The organism is Paenibacillus sp. FSL R10-2771 (assembly GCF_038000205.1).
Classification (GTDB): Bacteria; Bacillota; Bacilli; order Paenibacillales; family Paenibacillaceae; genus Paenibacillus_AQ; species Paenibacillus_AQ phytohabitans.
In genome coordinates this window covers 2,849,599-2,869,924 of sequence record NZ_JBBOBM010000001.1, presented here as the reverse complement: position 1 = coordinate 2,869,924, position 20,326 = coordinate 2,849,599, and the positions used below count along the sequence as shown (strand labels likewise).

Here is a 20,326-nt window from a genome sequence, read left to right as displayed (position 1 = left end):
CTTATTGCACACCTTGCCGCTTCACAGATGCAGCCGCTCCTGTGAGGTCAGCCGGCGCCCCTTCACATCATGTTTGATTCTTCCGTCTTCCAGTACCCATAACCGGCTGGCAAAACGTTCCGCCAGTTCAATCGGCAGTACGGTAATTACGGTTAGTCCGGTTTCCTTGCACAGCTTACGGAGCGTTTCAAGCACATTCTCCGCAGTCTTGGGGTCCAGTCCGGTAACTGGTTCATCGGCAAGTATAACCTTAGCACCGTGAACCAATGCGCGGGCAATCGCTACACGCTGACGTTCACCGCCGCTGAGGTGGCTTGTCTTCATCTTTGCTTTGTCCAGCAGACCCAGCAGATCAAGCTGGTCCATTGCCCCCATATAATCATCAGAGCGGACCATTCCTGTAGCCATCCGCCACAGAGGTGTCTGTGAGGCTTGTCCGATCAGCACGTTCTTCAGTGCCGTACGGTTCGGATTCAGCTCCGCATTCTGCTCCAGATAGGCCCATTCGCGGCGGATTTTGCGTTTGCCGGCAAAAGGGCTCTTCATGATGTCCTTGCCGTCCACCCGGAAATTCCCTCTATCCCATTTCTCGCGCAGAGCCAGGCATTTCAGAAGGGTCGATTTCCCGCTTCCGCTGGCTCCCAGAATAACCACAAATTCACCCGGTTCTAATTGAAATCCGATATCCTGCAGAACCGGTGCTTTATCTTCCCCGACCGCTTTGGCCAAATGTTCAACTGTAATCATAGTTCAGCCTCTCCTGTCTTCAACTCTACTCTATAGTGTACTCTGAAAGCGGGATCAAATTCCATGCGAGCATTCGTTCTTATCTTACCTCAAATTATCTTCCGTGGCGAGAATAATAAGCCTGCCAGTCCGAACAGAATATATAAACCACCCATAACTGCAAATACACTGCCGCCCCAGCCGAATTGCAGCAGCAGCCCGCCGACACCGGGTCCGGCGATACTTCCGAGGCTATAATGGAAGGAAGACACGACATTCGCCGCCGGAAGCAGATGGCGCGGCAGGATATCTGCCGCATAGCTTAGGCCAAGGGAGAAGAAGGAGCCTACCAGGCCTCCGGCAATCATCAGGAGCAGCAGATTCAGCAGAAAATGCTCTCCGGCCAGCGGAAGCAGTGTGAAGGCAAGGCCTCCGCCTACTCCCGAAGCAATCAGAATGGCTCTGCGGCCATAGCGGTCGCTCCATATGCCAAGCGGCAGCTGCAGCAGCAGGCCGCCAATGCCGGCAAACGGCAGTAGCGTTGCGATCTGATCCGTACTGAAGCCGATCCGCAGTCCGTAGACAGGGAAGTTACTGTTCAGGCTCGCTTCCATATATCCGTACAGCAGTGCCGGGATCAGTGCGTACCAGGCCAGCCTGTAGCTTCGTCCGAACCGTTTGGCCTGACCTTCACTATGGTCTATCGGGTCCGGACGGGAATCCGGCAGTTTGACCGCAACGAGCAGCAGTACAAGCACAAACAGTACGGCAGTAATCAGAAACGGCGCGGACGGGCCAAAGCGCAGCAGGATGATGCCCAGCGGCCCCAGGCTGAAGCCCAGTCCGTAGGACATTCCATACAGGGACAGATTGCGGCCGCGGTGCTCGGCGGGTGACATCAGCAGCACCCATAGCTGAGCGGCGTAGTTAATGGCTGAATCGCCTATGCCTACAAGCAGCCGGAGCACGAACCAGACCTTGACCCCGGGAAGCAGCGGGAACAGGAGCAGTGTCACAAGCACCAGACTGAGGCCTGCGGCAATGAGCTTCTTGAAGCCGATTGCGCCAAGTACCCGCTCTGCAATCAGGGTCATTGCGAAGGAGCCTACGTATAGGGCTGCGGCATTTAATCCGTTCAGTGAGGAGGATACACCCTTTTGCTCCAGCAGAATGGATAATACCGGCAGCAGCATCCCCTGGCTAAGTCCTGCCAATATAATTACGGTAATCAGAATCATATAATTCATTGTGCTGCTGTGCGCAAGCGGTATAGATTTGGAATCGGACACGAATAAATCCTCCTATGTAATTCAGCGGTGATCAAAACTGCCGTCAGAGCGGCAAACACCGAACATTATAGTGGACAACCCTCTTCAAAACAAGAGATAATATATAGAAGTGACGGATTTTCTGGAGGTGACCCGGCTTGATGAAGTATGAACTCGAAATTGATGTTTCACCCGTATATGAACTGCTGGACAGTTTTATGCTATATGTGACGAAGAAATGGATTTCCAATCTGGAGATCGGCACCGATTGGGTTCGGGATGTAGACGGCCGGTTCCCGCCTATGCAGCTGGCCGCGCTGAAGCAGGCTGCCGAATGGCCTTTTGACGACTATGATGTGCTCTATGCCTGGGCTTACAGCCGGGGGGAAGCTTCCAAAGTACTGCAGTTCCTGGATGAGCTTGAAGCCTCTACCGTTGAGGATTGCCTGTTGCGGACCGCCCCCTTCTTCCACAACTTCACACTTGAGGAATGTGCCCGGATCAAGAACGGCTATACCCCGCTGCTGCGGATGTGGTATGAGCATTATTTCCGTCATGTGGAACACACGATCCTGCCGCTCCTGATTGAAGACGCATCCGAGAAAAAAATGCTTGAGAGCAAAATGGACATGGTGCCGCTGATCGAATATGCCTCGGGCGGCGTAGTTATTGAAGATATTCCTGAGCTGAAGACCATTGTGCTGCTTCCTACGGTACATAACCGGCCGATCAATACTTATTGCTTCTATAAGAATCTGATGCTTGTACAATATCCGGTCGATGTACCCTCCGAGAATGAAGAGGAGCCGCCGACAGTGCTGCTCCGGTTAACCCAGGCCCTCTCCGACCCGACCCGGCTGAGACTGCTCCGCTTTGTGGCGGGTGAGCCCAAGACCCTGTGGGAGATGCAGTCCGAGCTGAACCAGTCGCGGGAGATGCTGATGCATCATCTGCTCAGTCTGCGGGTCGCCGGACTGCTGCGCGTACATCTGCGAGGTGAAGGCACTGAACGCTACAGCATACGGCCGGATGGCGCAGCTGAACTTCAGATGTTTCTGGAGTCTTATATTCGTATATAATAATTGTACATTTACAGCCGAGGCGTATTTACTTACACAACCAAGCGGATGCTTCCGGAGCAGGTTTTGTTCGAAGCGCACATCATAGAAGGATTCCTCACAAAACATTTAGGAGTGAGCAGTATGAAATATTTGACACAACAAGTAATCTTCGATCTGGACGACACCCTGGTGCACTGCAACAAATATTTTGACCTCATTCTAGGCCGGTATTTCGAGCTTATGTCGGACTGGTTCAGTGATTACGGACCGACCATGAGCGAGTTCCGCACCAAGCAGGTAGAAATCGATGTAGAAACAGTCAGCACCAGCGGACTGGCCAGCGATAATTTCCCGAAATCCCTGATTGCCACATACCGTTATTTCGCCGCCAAATTTAACCGCAAGACCGATCCGTTCGAGGAGCAGCAGCTGATGAAGCTCGGCCTGAGCGTATACGATCAGGAGGTTGAAGCCTACCCGGGTATGGTGGAAACCCTTGATACCTTGAAGCAGGATGGTCATTCCCTGTACCTCTACACTGGCGGAGATGATTCCATCCAGCAGCGCAAAATCGCCCAAATGAAGCTGGACGCCTACTTCGATGACCGGATCTACATCCGCCAGCACAAGAATGTGGAGGCGCTTGAGAATATCCTGACCACTTACAATTTCGACCGCAAAATAACCTGGATGATCGGCAACTCCCTGCGGACGGACGTGCTTCCCGCGCTGACCGCCGGCATCAATAGCATCTATCTGAAGCAGCAGAATGAGTGGCTCTACAACCTGATTGAGCTTCAGCGTGAAATGCAGCAGTCGGTCATGACCATTTCAGCAATTCATGAGGTACCGCCGGTGATCCGTTCGGCTGCCCTGCGCAAGCATCACGGCTGAGTGGTGTTACAAATGACATATGCAGCCTGCTGCGGGTATGATTATACTATTTGAGTAGATTTTCATCCCGCGCAGGAGGTAGGCAATGAACAAACCTATGAAATCTAAGAGTTCCAAGAATTCCACGGGTAACAAACGTCTGCTCCCCATGTTGCTTGCTGTCATTGTGGTTCTTCTGGTGGTTTTACTGTTCTTCATCACTACAGGCAGCAAGTCATCCGGTTCAGCCGAACTCGAGGGCCTGCCCAATTACACAGATGTGAAGGGAACAATCGTTGTTGACGGGCTGAAATATGAGAAACAGCCTCATCTGGGCAAGGAAGATGCTAAGGTGAAGGTCATTGAGTTTGCCGATTTCAAATGTCCAGCCTGCAAAAAATGGACCGCAACCTATCTGGATACGTTCATCAAGGATTACGTGGATACCGGAAAAGTACAGTTCTTCTTCATGAACTTTGCCTTTATTGACCGGGACTCTTATCTTGCCGCCAGTGCAGGTGAAGCCATATACAAGCAGAGCAACGAGAAGTTCTGGGAATATGTCCATAAGCTCTATGCCAATCAGGGGGATGAGAGCAAGATCTGGGCTACGCAGAAGTTCATCCTGAAATTCGTTAAGGATAACATCGAAGGCATCGACTACGGACAGTTCGAGCAGGACGTCAAGAACCATACCTATATGTTCGATGTAAAAGAAGACTTCAAGATCGCCGGCGCTTACGGTGTAAACGGCACGCCCAAGTTCATGGTGAACGGCGTTCTGCTGCCGGACTCCTCTTATGAAGGCTTAAGCGCTGCGATTGACAGCGCACTGCAAGAAGCTAAGTAACTTCACAGCCTATAAAAGCATATAGAAAAGCGCCCCGGCCGGGATAAACTGGCCGTGGCGCTTTTTTCATTTATGAATTATTCCACAGCCAGCTGTCCTGTATCCATGTTGGTCAGCACCAGCTTGCCTTCCAGCGGAGAGCCGTCTTCTGCAGCCAGCTTCAGCTTGCCGGTCTTGCCCTTCTCGATCAATGCTTTCACCTGGGCATCGGTGAGCGTGCGGCCGTGATTTTCTTTCCAGATCACGAATTTGCAGCCTTCCTTGTAATGGGAACAGCCGTAGCCCTTGCGGCCCATGAAGATCATCCCGCCGCAGCCGGGCCGCGGGCAGCTGCCGATTATCTTCGGCCCGGAATCCTCCGCTTTCTCGGCAGCCGGCTCACTGCGTTTTCTTGCCGCTGCCGGTTTGTCGGCGGCTTTGCGGTCCGCAGCTTTGCGCGGCGCAGCTCCCGCACTGCGTCCTTTGGCTCCGGCGTTCAGCGAAGGGGTTTCGCCTTCGAAGGAGGTTTTGGCTGCACGGGACTGCACCCGGACCTTGTCCACGATCATGGAGGCGAAACGTTTGACGTTCTCCATGAACTGGCCGTCCGCGGCTGTGCCGCGGGCAATCTCATTCAGGCGGCGCTCCCACTGGCCGGTCATTTCCGGCGAAGTCAGCAGTTCGACGCCCGCACCGCGGATCAGCTCAATCGCCGTCCGCCCCTTTTGGGTGATGGCGATTTTTTTACCCTGCATCTCCACGTAGCCGACATTCTTCAGCCGCTCAATGGTTGCTGCCCGTGTCGCCGGAGTGCCGAGCCCCGAATCCTTCATGGCATCGCGGAGCTCCTCATCCTCAATCTGCTTGCCTGCGCTTTCCATCGCCTTGAGCAAAGTCCCTTCCGTGTAATGCTTCGGCGGCTGGGTATCCTTCTCCTTAACGATGGCGTCACTGCAGACCACCTCATCCGTTGTTGAGATCGAGAACGGCTCGTTCACCTCAACCTCCTCGTCCTCCTCATCCTCCTTGCCTTTGCCCTTGGCCGGTTTGGACTTGTCCTTCTTCTGGTCTCCGTAAATCACCTTCCAGCCCAGGCTGAGCAGCTCCTTGACGGTGGTTTTGAACTTCTCATTCTCCACTTCGGTGATTACGGTATGCACCTTGTATTCAGCAGCCGGATAGAACTGGGAGAGGAACCGGCGGACGATCAGGTCGTACAGCTTGGCCTCATCCGCGCTCAGTCCGTTCGCCTTGCGGTTTGTCGGCAGAATGGCATGGTGATCCTCAACCTTGGACGGGTTACAGATAAACTTATTGCCTTTATGGACCAGGTTGCGGTTGGCACCCTTCACCCATTCATCGTACTGCGTACCTTGCAGCGCCGACAGCGTCTTGTGCATCTCCGGGATGTTCTGCTCCGTCACGTAGTTGGAGTTGGTACGCGGATAGGAGATCACTTTGTGCTTTTCATAGAGCGCCTGGGCAATATCCAGCGTTTTTTTGGCCGAAAATGCATATTTCCCGTTCGCCTCACGCTGCAGCAGCGTCAAATCATACAGCTTGTTCGGATATTCCTTGGTTTCCTTAACCTCATATGATTCAATTCTGGCAGGCTTGCCCTTGACTTTGGCTGCGAGAGCTTCTGCCTTGGTGCCGTCAGTGAGCCGGTCCCCCTGCCACATTCCCTTGTAGTTCAGTTCGTTCTGGCTGAAATGCCCCTCCACCTCAAAAAACTTCAGCGAGGAGAACGCCTCAATCGTCTTCTGGCGGTCATAAATCAGCGCAAGCACGGGGGTCTGCACCCGCCCTACAGACAGCAGCACATTGTGCTTGGTCGTAAATGCCCGCGAACCGTTCATCCCGATCAGCCAATCCGCTTCACTGCGTGCCCTTGCCGCTTTGGTCAGATTCTCGTATTCCGAGCCGTCCTTCAGCTCCTGGAACCCTTTGCGGATCGTTTCCGGTGTCAGGTCAGAAATCCACAGCCGCTTGACCGGCTGGCTGAGCTCCAGATGGCGCTGGATTAGCGAGAAAATATGCTGCCCTTCGCGCCCGGCATCACAGGAATTGACCAGCAGGTCGCTGCGCTTCGCCAGCTCTCCGATCACCTTCAGCTGATCCAGCGTCCGCGCATTCGGCACCAGCTTGAACTGCTCCGGAATGATCGGCAGATCATTAATGTTCCACTTTTTATATTTGTTGTCGTAAGCTTCCGGCTCCGCCAGGCCAATCAGATGCCCGATCGCCCAGGTGATAATGTACTGCTCCCCTTCCAGATAGGAACGGTAATTTTTGGCCTTCGGTTCTATTGCGGCGGCGATATTCCGCCCCATGTCCGGTTTTTCCGCAATAATGAGTGTCTTCAAAAATAATCGCTCCTTACCCATGGTTCTTCCAAAATACGTCCAGTAGTCTATTATACCATTACTTCACCACTTTTTAACGTATTGACTTGAAGACTGAGTTCAGACCCGCGGAATTAGCGGTTATAGCTCACAGGTTGAGTCGCAGTTCAATAAATATTTTCTCATTCCAATAGATACATCTAAATATGTCATTTCGCACTATTTATTCGCGATATATAATTCAGTTACATAAATTCAGCAAAACCTGCAGCCGATGCGGATCTTAAGGGTGAACTCATGGCGAATAAAAACATTTCAAGAAAATCATATGTAGGATTTGGCGGATGGTTAGTGCTGTTTGCTGCTAGCTTGTTCGTACAATTTATCAGACTTCTATTAAGTACCCTTGATAACTACTCCATTATCATTTCTGACGAATTCAAACTAATCACCGATCCAGACAGTGAATATTATAATTCATCCTTGTACCCGTCATTAATTGTTGATACCATCCTAAGTTTGTTCATCTGTATTATGATTATATTCATTATCTATTTTTGTATAAGGCATAGTATATGGTTCAAAAAGTTATCTGTAATTTACATAATCAGCTCTTTCATTATTCAATGCTTAACACTTTTTTGGCTGCTGGGTATTCATTTTTTGCCGGAGGAATTCTATGAAGAAATAAATATATATCAGGGTGTTATATCTTCATTGGCTTATATGCTGATCTGGTTGCCTTACTTACTCATATCTAAAAGAGTGAAAAACACATATGCGTAAAAGACACAGTTTTTGTTATGGGTAATCAAACGGAGTTATTCAAAATGTTGTACGTTGTGCAGCTTTGATTCGTAAATACCCAGACGTGCTGGTGGATTGTTGTACAAAATACAAGAATTGTTCCGATTAGCCACATAATGGCGGAGAATTGCTGCATTCCATACAACATTTTTAAATTTACGCCATTTTAATGAGAGGAATGTTGTATTTCGTGCAGGATTTTATATTAAAGGATACCGATAAAGAATATTTCTTTGAAAATGCCCATCTGCTTGTGGAAGAACTGCCTGCTGCGTTTCGGAGTACAGAGGTAGTTGTTTATATTGGATAGATACAACAGGCCGATTAGGTTCCATTGAAACCTTAATCGGCCTTTGTACCATGTCCCGCTCAAGAAACCTTAGATCCCGCTCACCCGCGCCACAGCCTCACTGATATCAATCATTTCTTTGGTCCCGGCTCGGCGGTCCATATATTCAACTTTCTGCTCTGCTGCCCCCTTGCCCACGACCAGAGCAACCGGAATACCGATCAGCCCGGAATCCTTGAACTTGACCCCGGCCCGCTCATCCCGGTCATCCAGCAGCGTCTCAATGCCGTTGGCGGTGAGCTGTGCGTACAAGGCTTCAGCAACCTCACGCTGCCCCTCATCCTTCACGGACATCAGCAGAATATGAACCGTATAAGGAGCAATGGCCGCCGGCCAGATCAGCCCCTGGTCATCATGATTCTGCTCTGCGACTGATGACAGGAGCCGCGAAATGCCGATACCATAGCAGCCCATCACCATAGGCTGGCTCCGCCCGGCCGTATCTAAGAAGGTCGCACCAAGCTTCTCACTATAGACTGTGCCGAGCTTGAAGACATGCCCTACCTCAATCCCCTGATGAAACACCAGCTTCCCTTCGCCACACTCCGGACAGATATCACCTGCAGCAGCGTTGCGGAAATCCCCAACATGCGCAAGCGTGAAATCGCGGCCAGGTACTACGCCACGCAGATGGTAATCTTTTTCACCGGCACCCGTGACCGCCTCTGTCATGCCGGCAACGGCTGCATCAACCAGGATGGTTAAAGACAATCCGGCCGGACCGACAAAGCCGCTCTCAACTCCGGCCGCCGCCTGCACACTATCATACTCAGCCAATGCGATTTCACCGCAGCCCAGATACTTCTCCACCTTCAGTTCATTGACCTCATGATCTCCCCGCACCAGCACGGCAAAGGACCGGCCGCCGCCGGTGTAGATCAGTGTCTTGATAATATCCTGCGGTTTGATCCGGCTCTCCTGCTCCAGCTGCTGGATCGTCTTCTGATTAGGCGTGTGGAACTTTACAGGAACAGGAATGCCGCTGTAATCCCGCTCCTCGAATGCGGCTCCCCCGCGTACTTCAGCCTGCTCCAGATTTGCGGCATAATCGCAGATGGAGCAGACCGCAACCGTATCCTCTCCAATCTCTGACAGAGCCATAAATTCGTGATTCTGGCCTTTTCCGCCGATAGCCCCGGCATTGGCCTGCACTGCCCGGAAGGTCAGACCGCAGCGGTTAAATATCCGCCCGTAGGCATTGTACATCTGCTCATAGTTCATATCGAGACCTTCCCAGCCTGTGTCAAAAGAGTAGGCATCCTTCATGAGGAACTCCCTGCCCCGCAGCAGCCCTGAACGCGGACGTCGTTCATCGCGGAACTTCGTCTGAATCTGATACACCGTGAGGGGAAGGCGCCGGTAGGAGTTAATTTCATCCCTTACAAGTGCTGTCACTACCTCTTCATGGGTAGGTCCAAGCACAAATTCCCGTTCATGACGGTCCTGCAGCTTCATAAGCTCCTTACCGTACACGTCATATCGGTCCGATTCTTTCCAGAGCTCTCCGGGCTGCAGAGAAGGCATAAGCAGCTCTTGTGCTCCAGAGGCATCCATCTCTTCCCTGACAATGTTCTCAATCTTGCGGAGTACCCTCCGCCCCAGCGGCATATATGTATACACTCCTGCCGCCAGCTGGCGGATGTATCCGGCGCGCAGCAGCAGCTGGTGGCTCATCGTTTCCGCTTCAGCAGGGGCTTCGCGGAGAGTTGTGACGAATAGATTGGTTTGGCGCATAGTGATCAGCCTCTTTCTTTCGATAAATATTTTTAGTGCCCAGCTTAATAACTCCAAAAGGACGCAAAAAAGACGCATCCGTCAGGGACGAATGCGTCGTGTTACCACCCTGGTTCAACCGCCATACAGAGCCTGGCGATCCTCAAATCCGGATAACGGCCGGGGCCGGCAGCATTATACATATCGCCATAAGCTGCAGCTTCCAAGGCAGGGTATGCTTCACGCGCACTTGAGGGACCTTTCAGCCGGTGAATCCCCTCTCTGTTCTGGCGGGTACGGAAACATAGATCCTTGGTCAACGCTTTGTACACTATAAATATTGTATTTAATCTATACGATATTTCGGTACCCGTCAAGCCCGTACTGAAAAAACACAATTCTGCTGAAATTCAACATTTTGTAAATTGTATACCCTTTCATTCGCGAAAAGCTATGATGCAATTAAATATTTTTTCCAGACGTCTTCAGATATGAAAAAACTGTGTCGATAAACCGAATATATGAGTAGAGTTATTCAAAGAAACGGCTACATTCTCATATAGAAGCCGATTTCCATGTATCCGAGGGGGAACCATTCCAATGTCCAAATCCGTCAACCGTTCTAAACGAAAATCCAAGTCAGGGTCACTGCAAAGAAAAATGATGATCCTATTCAGTATTATGCTGGTGATCCCCATCCTGCTCGTAAGTACTTTCTCCTATTTCAGTGCAAACAAGCAATTGAAGATCAAAATGCAGGATGCCACGCATTCCAGTGTGGATCTGGTCGCAAGTACAATTAACGAATATGTTTCAGCCGCAATGCGAAATGTAGATCTGCTAAGCCAGCAGATTAATTCTTCCGATATTGATGCAAATTCGCCGGAAACGCGTACGCTGATTGAATTGTTCATGAAGGCGCATCCCGAGCTGGAGATCTTAACGGTGGGCAATAATCAGGGTGCCTGGATGAAAGCCCCCGATCCCGGGAAGCAGGAATATGATCCGCGCACCAGAGACTGGTATAAGGCAACCCTGCTGAATCCCGGTAAAATCACAATCATCGACCCTTTTGTCTCAGCAACAACCGGCAACTATACGCTCTTTATCTCGGAAACGCTGAAGGATGGCCAGGGCGCGATTACAACCAGCCTTAACCTGAAAGCCTTAAGTGAGAAAATCAACAAGACCACGCCAGGGGAAACAGGCTATTTTTATATTGTTGACCGGAATCATAAGTTCGTCTCTCATCCCGTAAAAGCTGCAGGTGATGATGTAGCAGACTATGTCGTGGAGATGCTGGTTAATGAAAGCGGAGATCTCGACTATACAAATCCGGATTCAGGCATGGATATGCGGGGTTACTATACAACCGATGCGAATACCGGATTCAAGATTGTCGGCATTCTTCCGACCCAGGAATTCTCTGATGCGACGCAGCCTATTATTAATACAGGAGCAATTGTACTGGCTGTGTCTCTGATCGTCAGCATGACCTTATTGTTCCTGATTATCCGCTCCATCACGAATCCGATCCGCAGTCTGAACCGTTCCGCGCAGCGGGTGAGCGAAGGGTATCTGAACGAACAGATTCACATTAACCGGTCGGACGAAATCGGCCAGCTGGCGGAGAATTATAATCTGATGGTAGGTTCTCTGCGCGGTATCGTTTCTGATATTTCTGACACTTCGGCACAGCTTGCCTCTTCAAGCCAGCAGCTTACAGCCACGACTGAGGAGAACTCCAAAGCTACTGCTTATGTGACCGGACTCGTGCAGGAATCTTCAGAAGGTGCTGAAACGCAGACTTCAGCGATGGCTGAGACCTCGCGTGCGATGGAGGAAATGTCCTCAGGTATCCAAAAAATCGCAGAAGCTGCAGCCACCATTGTAGATTCTTCGGCCAATACAGAAGCTGACGTGCTTAGCGGCAGCCTCAAGATCGAACAGGTCAGCCGGCAGATGGATGCCATCCGTACCTCCACCCACCATTCTTCGGAGCTGATCGGCCAATTAAACGGCCTGAACACCGAAGTCTCGGCTATGAGCAGCGCAATTACAGCTATTGCCGTGCAGACTAACCTGTTGTCGCTGAACGCCGGAATCGAAGCCGCCCGGGCCGGAGAACATGGCAGAGGATTCGCTGTAGTCGCCACTGAGGTACGGAAGCTGGCGGATCAATCGAAGAATACCGCCGGAGATATCCAGGACACCCTGCTGCAGATGACCCGGCTGATTGATCAGACCTATGAAGCCATCCGGCATACGGTTGCAGCAGATGTAGATTTGGGCATTCAGGTTACAGCCGAAGCTAAGGAAGCGTTTATCAGTATTGAGCACTCTACGACCAAAATCAACAGCCAGCTGCATGACATCTCGGCCATTACCGAGCAAATGTCTGCCGGTGCGCAGGAGGTAGCTGCTTCTGTTCATGAAATTTCCGGCATCTCGCGTTCGACTTCAGATGCATTCCAGAGCGTAACAGCGGCTACCGAGCAGCAGCTTGCCTCCATGGAGGAAATCTCCTCCTCCTCCACCGAGCTGTCCAAGATGGCCGCAGCACTGCAGCTTAAGATCGAACGCTTCAAGCTGGAGGACTAGTTCACACAGATTACAGTCCTATAGCAGCACAAAAAAACCGTCACTCAGCAAATGCTGGGATGACGGTTTTTTTGTGCATTTTATTATATTAAGGCTAAAAACTCATTGTCTTATTATCTAGACGAGTACGGTCGAACCCATCAGATATCTATCCACTTCACGTGCCGCTTCACGGCCTTCGTTGATCGCCCAGACCACCAGACTCTGTCCACGGCGCATATCTCCGGCTGCGAATACTTTATCCACATTGGTGTTGAATTTACCGTAACGGGCCTTTACATTACTGCGGCGGTCCGTATCCAGCTTGAGCTCCTCAATAATATCCTGCTCCGGTCCGTCGAAGCCGATCGCGATCAGCGCAAGCTGAGCGGGATAGACAGCCTCAGTTCCCGGAACCGGCTGGTAAATCTTCCGTCCGGTCTCGTCCACCATACGGCGGATTTGCACGGTGTGCAGCTCCTTGAGGTTGCCTTCTTCATCGCCTACAAACTTCGTAGTCATGATGGAGAATTCACGGGGATCTTCACCGAAGACCGCCTTGGCTTCCTGCTGGGCATAATCCAGCGTATAGACATTAGGGAATTGCGGCCATGGGTTAGCAATCGGATCGCGCTCCAGCGGCGCCTTGTCATGCGTACCGAACTGTGTAATACTGCTGCAGCCGTGACGCAATGAGGTAGCCACGCAGTCGGAACCCGTGTCACCGCCGCCAAGTACGATAACATCCTTGCCGGCAGCCGATACATAGTTGCCATCCTCCAGATTGGAATTCAGATAGCTCTTAATCGTACCGTTAAGGTAATCCATAGCGTACATTACGCCATTCAGCTCATTGCCTTCTACATTGAAGCGTCTGGCTTTGGTCGCTCCGCCGCAGAGTACAACGGCATCATATTCATCCACCAGCTGCTGTGCCGGAATATCCTTGCCGATTTCCGTGTTCACTACGAACTGGATGCCTTCCGCTGCCAGCAGATCCACACGGCGCTGCACGACACGTTTGTCCAGCTTCATGGTAGGGATACCATACATCAGGAGGCCGCCGATGCGGTCACTGCGTTCAAAGACCGTCACAGTATGGCCCGCTTTGTTCAGCTGAGCTGCTGCCGCCAGACCTGCCGGTCCGGAGCCGACAATGGCAACCCGTTTGCCTGTGCGTTTCTCCGGAGGGTTCGGTACCACCCAACCCTCTTCAAAGCCTTTGTCTACAATTGCCAGCTCAATGGTCTTAATGGTGACAGGCTGGCCAATCAGGCCGACGGTACATGAACCCTCACAGGGTGCAGGGCAGATGCTGCCCGTAAATTCCGGGAAATTATTCGTCTTGTGCAGGCGTTCCAGCGCTTCCTTCCACAATCCCCGGTAGACAAGATTATTCCATTCCGGAATAAGATTATGCACCGGACAGCCCGAGGTACCGCCGCTCATATCTATGCCGGTATGGCAATAAGGTGTTCCACAATCCATACAGCGGGCACCCTGGGTCCGAAGCTCGTCCTCGGTCAGATGCTCATGGAACTCTTCCCAATCCTTGATGCGCTGCTCGGGATCCCGGTCCCCTGGGAGCTGGCGCTTATACTCCATAAATCCAGTAGGTGTAGACATATTTACGTTTCCCCCATCCGTTCTCTTCGTGTTGATGTATAGTACACTATAACATACCTGCGGCAGAAATATATCTAATGCAGCGTAGGTGAAGAACCTGCATATTTTATACTACCTAGTGAAATATCATTTCTAATTTTAATTATAGTAGCATTCAATACTTTCACACTGTAATGGACTAATCTGCTGATTATTTGTACTATTTCACATCTTGTGTCAGAGAAAACGCTTTTTCGTTACTCCCTGCGTTCATATACAAAAAAACGGTAATCATAAGGATTCTGTTCATTGCGAATCCCCAGTGTACTTGAGATTTCGTTCCACTGGCTCCAGTTGACGTCCGGAAACTTCGTATCGCCCGCAATATCCGCGTAAATCCGCGTGACCAGCAGCTTATCTGCATGAGGCAGCATCAGGCTGTAGATCTCAGCTCCGCCGATCACCATCAGCTCATCCTCTTTACGGCCTTCTGCCAGGGCTTCTTCCAACGAGTGTACAACCTCCGCACCTTCCGGCGCAAAGCTGTGGTCCCGGGTCAGAATAAGGCTGGTGCGGCCTTTAAGCGGCTTCCCGCCTAGAGAGTCCCATGTTTTACGGCCCATCAGCATTCTTTTGCCGAGAGTCTCTGCTTTGAAATAAGCGAAATCCAGCGGCAAATGCCAGGGCATATCGTTATTCTTACCAATCACACCATTCGAAGCCATCGCCCAAATCATGGTGATACTCATATTCATGCCCTCTTTTCCATGAAATCATAGATTAGGTTTCCGGACAGGGTTATATAGCAACCGGCGCTTTGATCCCCGGATGATGGACATAGTCGGTAAACTCGAAATCCTCAAACGTATAATCAAAAATACTGTCAGGCACCCGGCGGATATTGAGCTTCGGCAATGCGTAAGGCTCCCGCGCGAGCTGTGTGGCCACTTGCTCCATATGATTTGTATATATATGCACATCGCCGCCTGACCAGATAAATTCACCAACCTCAAGCCCTGTCTGCTGGGCCACCATATGGGTGAGCAGCGCGTAGCTGGCTATGTTAAAAGGAAGCCCCAGGAACGTGTCCACAGAACGCATGGTAAGCATACAGGAGAGCTTCCCGCCCGCTACATAGAACTGAAACACAAAATGGCATGGCGGTAGCTTCATCTGCTCAATCTCGCCTACATTCCAGGCACTGACGATATGACGGCGCGAATCCGGATTATGCTTAATCGACTCAATAACATTTGCAATCTGGTCGATATGGCGACCGTCCTTGCTCTCCCAGGCCCGCCACTGTGAACCGTATACCGGTCCCAGCTCACCGTTCTCATCTGCCCATTCATCCCAGATGGAGACTCCATTCTCCTTCAGATAAGAAGTATTGGTATCCCCTTTGAGGAACCAGAGCAGCTCATGCACCACCGATTTCAGATGGATGCGTTTGGTGGTCATCAGCGGAAATCCCTTCGACAGATCGAAGCGGAGCTGACGCCCGAATACAGACACTGTGCCTGTGCCGGTCCGGTCGCCTTTGGCTGTACCGTTGTCCAGTATATCCTGTAATAAATCCAAGTAATTACGCAAGCAGTATCGCACCCCACTCTCTTTTTTTCTTATACCAGTTTACCATGACCTGCCCGTGCTTGTAACTTGTTCGCGCGCAGAAAATGTTATTTCCTGCGGACAGCAAATACTGACAAAAGCAGTTTTTCCTAATCCTGATAATAGAGGGAATTAACTAGCGGAATTCCCGCACTAAAATATGATGATTACTCTTGAGACTACAACTCATCCGGCGATAAGACCAGACAGCTAACATGTACAGGAATCTGTTTAGTAATTATTTGCTTAAGCACCCTCTGCAGCTCCAGCACATGCTCTGTCCCGTTGTTCATCATGCTCTGCCCTCCTCTACTCCCAGATCTTAAGCTCTACCTTCTCCTGCAATGCTTGCAGTGATGCTCTTCCTCCTATGGGAAAAGTGATTATCGGCGATGCGTGGCCAAAATTAACATCAGCAATCACGGGGAGCTGCTCCAGCTCCTTTTTGGATTTGATGATGGTGTGCAGGATCTCGCGGCTCATTCTCGACCCCCGCTGAAACCTGCCTAGTGCCAGTCCTTTGACCCCTGAGAACCCCGGCTGCTGAATCAGCGCTACCAGATCACGGTCAAACACTTCAGGATAGACCTCGAAATCATACTCCAGAAACAGAACCGAGCCTTCCAGATCCGGCATGTACTCCGTTCCGTGCAGCAGGCTGAGCGTACACAGATTTCCGCCGAGCAGCGTACCCTCCGTTTCGCCTTCGTTAATGATATAAGGGCCGCTGTTTTTTTCAAAAACCCGGTTCTCCTGATCTATAAACCAAGCGTCATCGCTCCAATGTTCAGAGGGCTCTACGGTGACGGCTTCATGACCCATCATCATTTTCGTGAAACACTCCACAGTATACTCATTACCGAGCTTCATGCCGAAAGTGGAGAAATGGGGTCCGGAATAGGTGAGCAGGCCTGTCTTGGCGTATATTGCGTTACTCAGCACAGTAATATCTGAATACCCGCACAACCGCTTGGGGTTGGCCGCAATGAGGTCATAATCAAGTTCACGCAGCAGCTGATTGCTGTTATGTCCGCCCAGGGTTGTCAATATTCCTTTGACCTGGGGATCGCTGAAGGCATTATGTATATCTTCTACTCTGGAAGCAACGGATGATGAGCCGAAGATATCTTGTTCATAAGCATGTCCGGCAAAAGAAACCGTAAAACCAAGCTTCTCCAGCAGTTTTGTGGCATGTTCGAGCTGATCTTTGGCTATGATCCCCAGGCTGTTTGCCGGTGATATAATTCTGATTTCGTCCCCTGTTTTTAATTTCGCAGCTTGCATGATCCCACTCCCCGTCAAAATAAAATACCGGCCCCTCTCCTCTGCCGCCGATCGAAAAGAGGATGTCCCCTTAACCATTCTACATGGCTTTGGAAACATCCTCTTATGATCTTACCCGTGCAGGCGTAAGGGTATTATTTAATCACGTGAATCGGGTGTCCTTCTACCAGCTCAGCCGCTTCCATGACGATTTCGCCTAGGGTTGGATGCGCGTGGATCGTCAGGGCGATATCTTCAAGCGTAGCGCCCATTTCAATAGCCAGACCCAGCTCAGCAATCAGGTTGGAAGCTTCGATACCGACGATTTGCGCGCCGAGCACCTGATTATTGTCGCTCTTAGCCACAATCTTGATGAAGCCTTCAGGAGCATTCAGGGAAACGGCACGGCCGTTACCTGCGAACGGGAATTTGCCGCTCTTCACAGCATAGCCCTTGTCCTTCGCTTCTTTCTCAGTCAGACCTACGCTGGAGCATTCAGGATCTGTGAACACTACTGCAGGCATAACCTTGTAGTCAACAACCGATTTGTGACCGGAGATGGCTTCAGCAGCAATTTTACCTTCGTAAGAAGCCTTATGTGCCAGAGCAAGACCGGGAACGATGTCGCCGATGGCAAAGATATTAGGAATATTAGTGCGTCCCTGGTGGTCGACTTTGACCAGACCGCGTTCATCCAGCTCAACACCGATCAGATCCAGACCCAGTTCACCGTCAGTGTTAGGACGACGTCCTACAGTAACCAGCAGGTAATCGGCAGTCACTTCTTTGGACTCGCCGCCCACGGAGTACTTCACGGTTACTTCCTTGTCGTTCTGAACAGCACTTTCAGCTTTGGCGTTAGTCACAATTTCAATACCGGTCTTCGCCATATTCTTGGCAACCAGACGGGTCATGTCTTTGTCGAAGCCAGGCAGAACAGTGTCCAGACCTTCAATGATCGTTACTTTGGTGCCGAATTTGGAGTACATCTGGCCAAGCTCTGCTCCAATATAGCCGCCGCCGATAACAATCATGCTCTTCGGAATTTCCGGCAGATCAAGTGCTTCAGTCGAGGACAGAATGCGTCCGCCGAACGGGAAAGGCTTCAGTTCAATCGGACGGGAGCCCGTTGCGATGATGCAGTTATTGAATTTGTAGCGCGGGGATTCATGATCATTGAACAAACGGGCTTCGTTTGTGCTGATGAACATAGCTTCACCGCTGAATACTTCAATTTTGTTGCCTTTCATCAGGCTGGTTACCCCTGAAGTCATTCTTTTGACAACGCCGTTTTTGAACTCCTGGGTTTTGGCCCAGTCCACTTTGACGTTCTCGGCAGTAACACCGAATACTTCGCCGTGCTGAGCAGCCTCGAATTGATGAGCTGCAGAGATCAGCGCCTTGGAAGGAATACAGCCGCGGTTCAAGCACACGCCGCCGAGTTCCGATTTATCTACAATGATTACCTTTTGGCCGAGCTGGGCGGCACGAATTGCCGCCACATACCCGCCGGGACCTGCACCAATTACCAATGTGTCGATTTCGATTGAAGCGTCTCCGACTACCATTTATTACACCTCCATAACTAACATATCAGGATTTGCAAGCAGGGTCTTAATGTAATTCATGAAGTTCTGAGCGGTTGCACCATCGATAATACGGTGGTCAAAGCTCAGAGACAGGGCCATAACCGGAGCTGCGACGATTTCGCCATTCTTAACAACCGGCTTCTCAGTGATGCGTCCTGTACCCAGAATCGCAACTTCAGGGAAGTTGATAATTGGGGTGAAGAACATACCGCCTGCGGAACCGATGTTGCTGATCGAGATGGTGCTGCCTTTCATTTCATTCGGAGCCAGTTTGCCGTCGCGTCCGCGGACTGCCAGATCTGTAATCGCGCTTGCGATCATCCAGATGCTCTTGCGGTCAGCGTCTTTGATTACAGGAACGATCAGACCGTTGTCTGTATCTGTAGCGATACCGATGTTGTAGTATTTCTTGTAGACAATTTCGTTCGTTGCTTCATCAATCATAGCGTTAAGCGCAGGGAATTGACGGGAAGCTGCAACGAGTGCCTTCACGATGAACGGAAGGTAAGTTACCTTCACGCCTTTCTTCTCGGCTACAGGTTTCATACGGGCACGGAAGGCTACAAGCTCAGTAACATCCACTTCGTCCATAATGGTAACATGCGGTGCTGTGTATGCCGATTTAACCATAGCATTGGCAATGGCTTTACGGATACCCTTGAATGGTACGCGTTCTTCTTCCAGGTTTGCATTGCCGGAAGCTGCCGGAGAAGCTGCTGCCTTAGCTTTTGGAGCTTCTGTTGCTGCTGCAGGTGCAGATGCCGCCGCCGGAGCCGATGCCGCAGGTGCTGCTGATCCGCCCTTCAGGAAGGCTTCTACATCTTCAAGTGTGATCTTGCCGTTCTTGCCGGAGCCATTTACCTGAGAGATGTCAACACTCTTGTCACGGGCAAATTTGCGTACGCTAGGGGTTGCCAGCACTTCACGGTTAGGAGCCGGAGCTGCCGCCGCTGCTGCCGGAGCCTGGGAAGGAGCTGCTGCCTGCGCACCAGACGCTTCTGCATGGCCGCCTTCCTGCTGAGGAACATCGCCTTCTGCAGCAATGATTGCCACCACTTCGCCTACACGGCATACTTGACCGTCTTTGGTGAACACTTCTACTACTGTACCGTTGACAGGAGAAGGAACTTCAACTACAGCCTTATCATTCTGAACTTCCATGATGATATCATCGTCGGTGATTTTGTCGCCGACCTTGATATGCATCTTGATGATTTCCCCTTCATGCAGACCTTCGCCGAGTTCAGGGAACTTATATTCAAAGTTGCTGGTTCCGCCTGTTGCAGGGCTGCTGGCTGCCGGAGATGATGTTGTATCTGCTCCGCCCTTTGCTGCATCTGCTTCCTGGGAAGCCTGTTCTGCAGGATGGCCGCCTTCCTGTTCAGGAACTTCGCCTTCTGCATCAATAATTGCAACTACTTCACCTACGCGGCATACCTGACCGTCTTTGGTGAAGACTTCAAGCACTGTGCCGTTAACCGGACAAGGAACCTCTACTACTGCCTTGTCATTCTGAACTTCCATTACGATATCGTCATCGGTTACTTTGTCGCCGGCTTTGATATGCATTTTGATAATTTCGCCTTCATGCAGACCTTCGCCCAGCTCAGGGAACCGGTACTCAAATTTTGCCACCTTGATAACCTCCTAAAAGTTATGTTTGCATACGCTTAGTTTGTAAGCAGTACAATGTATTGCAGAAACGGG

Annotated in this window: 16 protein-coding genes; 5 read left to right on the top strand and 11 right to left on the bottom strand. The window is 50.9% G+C overall.

Annotated elements, in window-relative coordinates:
• Positions 1-21: 21 nt before the first annotated feature.
• Both NSU14_RS12500 and NSU14_RS12495 read right to left on the bottom strand, forming a co-directional pair.
• Positions 22-747: a phosphonate ABC transporter ATP-binding protein gene (locus tag NSU14_RS12500; RefSeq protein ID WP_042137817.1), complete on the bottom strand. Its 726-nt coding sequence runs from the start codon at positions 745-747 to the stop codon at positions 22-24.
• 89 nt (positions 748-836) lie between these two features.
• Positions 837-1,973, bottom strand: coding sequence for an MFS transporter (locus NSU14_RS12495; protein ID WP_340948930.1), 1,137 nt, complete (start codon positions 1,971-1,973; stop codon positions 837-839).
• A gap of 182 nt (positions 1,974-2,155) precedes the next feature.
• On the opposite strand from NSU14_RS12495, the gene NSU14_RS12490 reads away from it, so the two are divergent.
• The 3 genes from NSU14_RS12490 (at position 2,156) to NSU14_RS12480 (ending at position 4,778) form a co-directional block, all read left to right on the top strand.
• Positions 2,156-3,073, top strand: a complete 918-nt coding sequence (locus tag NSU14_RS12490) for an ArsR/SmtB family transcription factor (RefSeq protein WP_042137818.1) — start codon at positions 2,156-2,158, stop codon at positions 3,071-3,073.
• Positions 3,074-3,196: 123 nt separating this feature from the next.
• Positions 3,197-3,949, top strand: coding sequence for an HAD family hydrolase (locus NSU14_RS12485; protein ID WP_042137820.1), 753 nt, complete (start codon positions 3,197-3,199; stop codon positions 3,947-3,949).
• Between the two features lie 85 nt (positions 3,950-4,034).
• Positions 4,035-4,778, top strand: a complete 744-nt coding sequence (locus NSU14_RS12480) for a DsbA family protein (protein ID WP_340945070.1) — start codon at positions 4,035-4,037, stop codon at positions 4,776-4,778.
• Positions 4,779-4,855: 77 nt separating this feature from the next.
• On the opposite strand, the gene NSU14_RS12475 is transcribed toward NSU14_RS12480, so the two are convergent.
• Entirely contained in the window at positions 4,856-7,123 is a 2,268-nt protein-coding gene (locus NSU14_RS12475; protein ID WP_340945068.1) for a type IA DNA topoisomerase, read from the bottom strand.
• Positions 7,124-7,399: 276 nt separating this feature from the next.
• Between NSU14_RS12475 and NSU14_RS35980 the strand changes: the two genes are divergently transcribed.
• Positions 7,400-7,888 carry a DUF2569 family protein gene (locus NSU14_RS35980; protein WP_042137826.1) on the top strand — a complete coding sequence of 163 codons (489 nt, stop codon included), beginning with the start codon at positions 7,400-7,402 and terminating at the stop codon, positions 7,886-7,888.
• Positions 7,889-8,288: 400 nt separating this feature from the next.
• On the opposite strand, the gene NSU14_RS12470 is transcribed toward NSU14_RS35980, so the two are convergent.
• Together NSU14_RS12470 and NSU14_RS12465 are read right to left on the bottom strand one after the other, a co-directional pair.
• Positions 8,289-9,992 (bottom strand): proline--tRNA ligase, encoded by a 1,704-nt coding sequence (locus tag NSU14_RS12470; protein ID WP_340945065.1) that lies wholly within the window; start codon positions 9,990-9,992, stop codon positions 8,289-8,291.
• Positions 9,993-10,093: 101 nt separating this feature from the next.
• The gene (locus NSU14_RS12465) at positions 10,094-10,303 is read right to left on the bottom strand and encodes a hypothetical protein (RefSeq protein WP_156118653.1); all 210 of its coding nucleotides are present in this window, start codon (positions 10,301-10,303) and stop codon (positions 10,094-10,096) included.
• A 268-nt stretch (positions 10,304-10,571) separates the two neighbouring features.
• Between NSU14_RS12465 and NSU14_RS12460 the strand changes: the two genes are divergently transcribed.
• The gene (locus NSU14_RS12460; RefSeq protein ID WP_042137830.1) at positions 10,572-12,572 is read left to right on the top strand and encodes a methyl-accepting chemotaxis protein; all 2,001 of its coding nucleotides are present in this window, start codon (positions 10,572-10,574) and stop codon (positions 12,570-12,572) included.
• A 117-nt stretch (positions 12,573-12,689) separates the two neighbouring features.
• On the opposite strand, the gene NSU14_RS12455 is transcribed toward NSU14_RS12460, so the two are convergent.
• The 6 genes from NSU14_RS12455 to NSU14_RS12430 all read right to left on the bottom strand — a co-directional run bounded on the left by NSU14_RS12455 (position 12,690) and on the right by NSU14_RS12430 (position 20,254).
• The gene (locus NSU14_RS12455; protein ID WP_042137832.1) at positions 12,690-14,177 is read right to left on the bottom strand and encodes a glutamate synthase subunit beta; all 1,488 of its coding nucleotides are present in this window, start codon (positions 14,175-14,177) and stop codon (positions 12,690-12,692) included.
• Between the two features lie 236 nt (positions 14,178-14,413).
• Positions 14,414-14,905 (bottom strand): dihydrofolate reductase, encoded by a 492-nt coding sequence (locus NSU14_RS12450; protein WP_076243019.1) that lies wholly within the window; start codon positions 14,903-14,905, stop codon positions 14,414-14,416.
• 49 nt (positions 14,906-14,954) lie between these two features.
• Positions 14,955-15,749, bottom strand: a complete 795-nt coding sequence (gene thyA, locus NSU14_RS12445) for a thymidylate synthase (RefSeq protein WP_042137834.1) — start codon at positions 15,747-15,749, stop codon at positions 14,955-14,957.
• A gap of 327 nt (positions 15,750-16,076) precedes the next feature.
• Positions 16,077-17,051, bottom strand: coding sequence for a S66 family peptidase (locus tag NSU14_RS12440; protein ID WP_340945058.1), 975 nt, complete (start codon positions 17,049-17,051; stop codon positions 16,077-16,079).
• A gap of 134 nt (positions 17,052-17,185) precedes the next feature.
• Positions 17,186-18,598, bottom strand: coding sequence for a dihydrolipoyl dehydrogenase (gene lpdA, locus NSU14_RS12435; RefSeq protein WP_039299144.1), 1,413 nt, complete (start codon positions 18,596-18,598; stop codon positions 17,186-17,188).
• Positions 18,599-18,601: 3 nt separating this feature from the next.
• Positions 18,602-20,254, bottom strand: coding sequence for a 2-oxo acid dehydrogenase subunit E2 (locus NSU14_RS12430; RefSeq protein WP_340945056.1), 1,653 nt, complete (start codon positions 20,252-20,254; stop codon positions 18,602-18,604).
• Positions 20,255-20,326 lie beyond the last annotated feature (72 nt).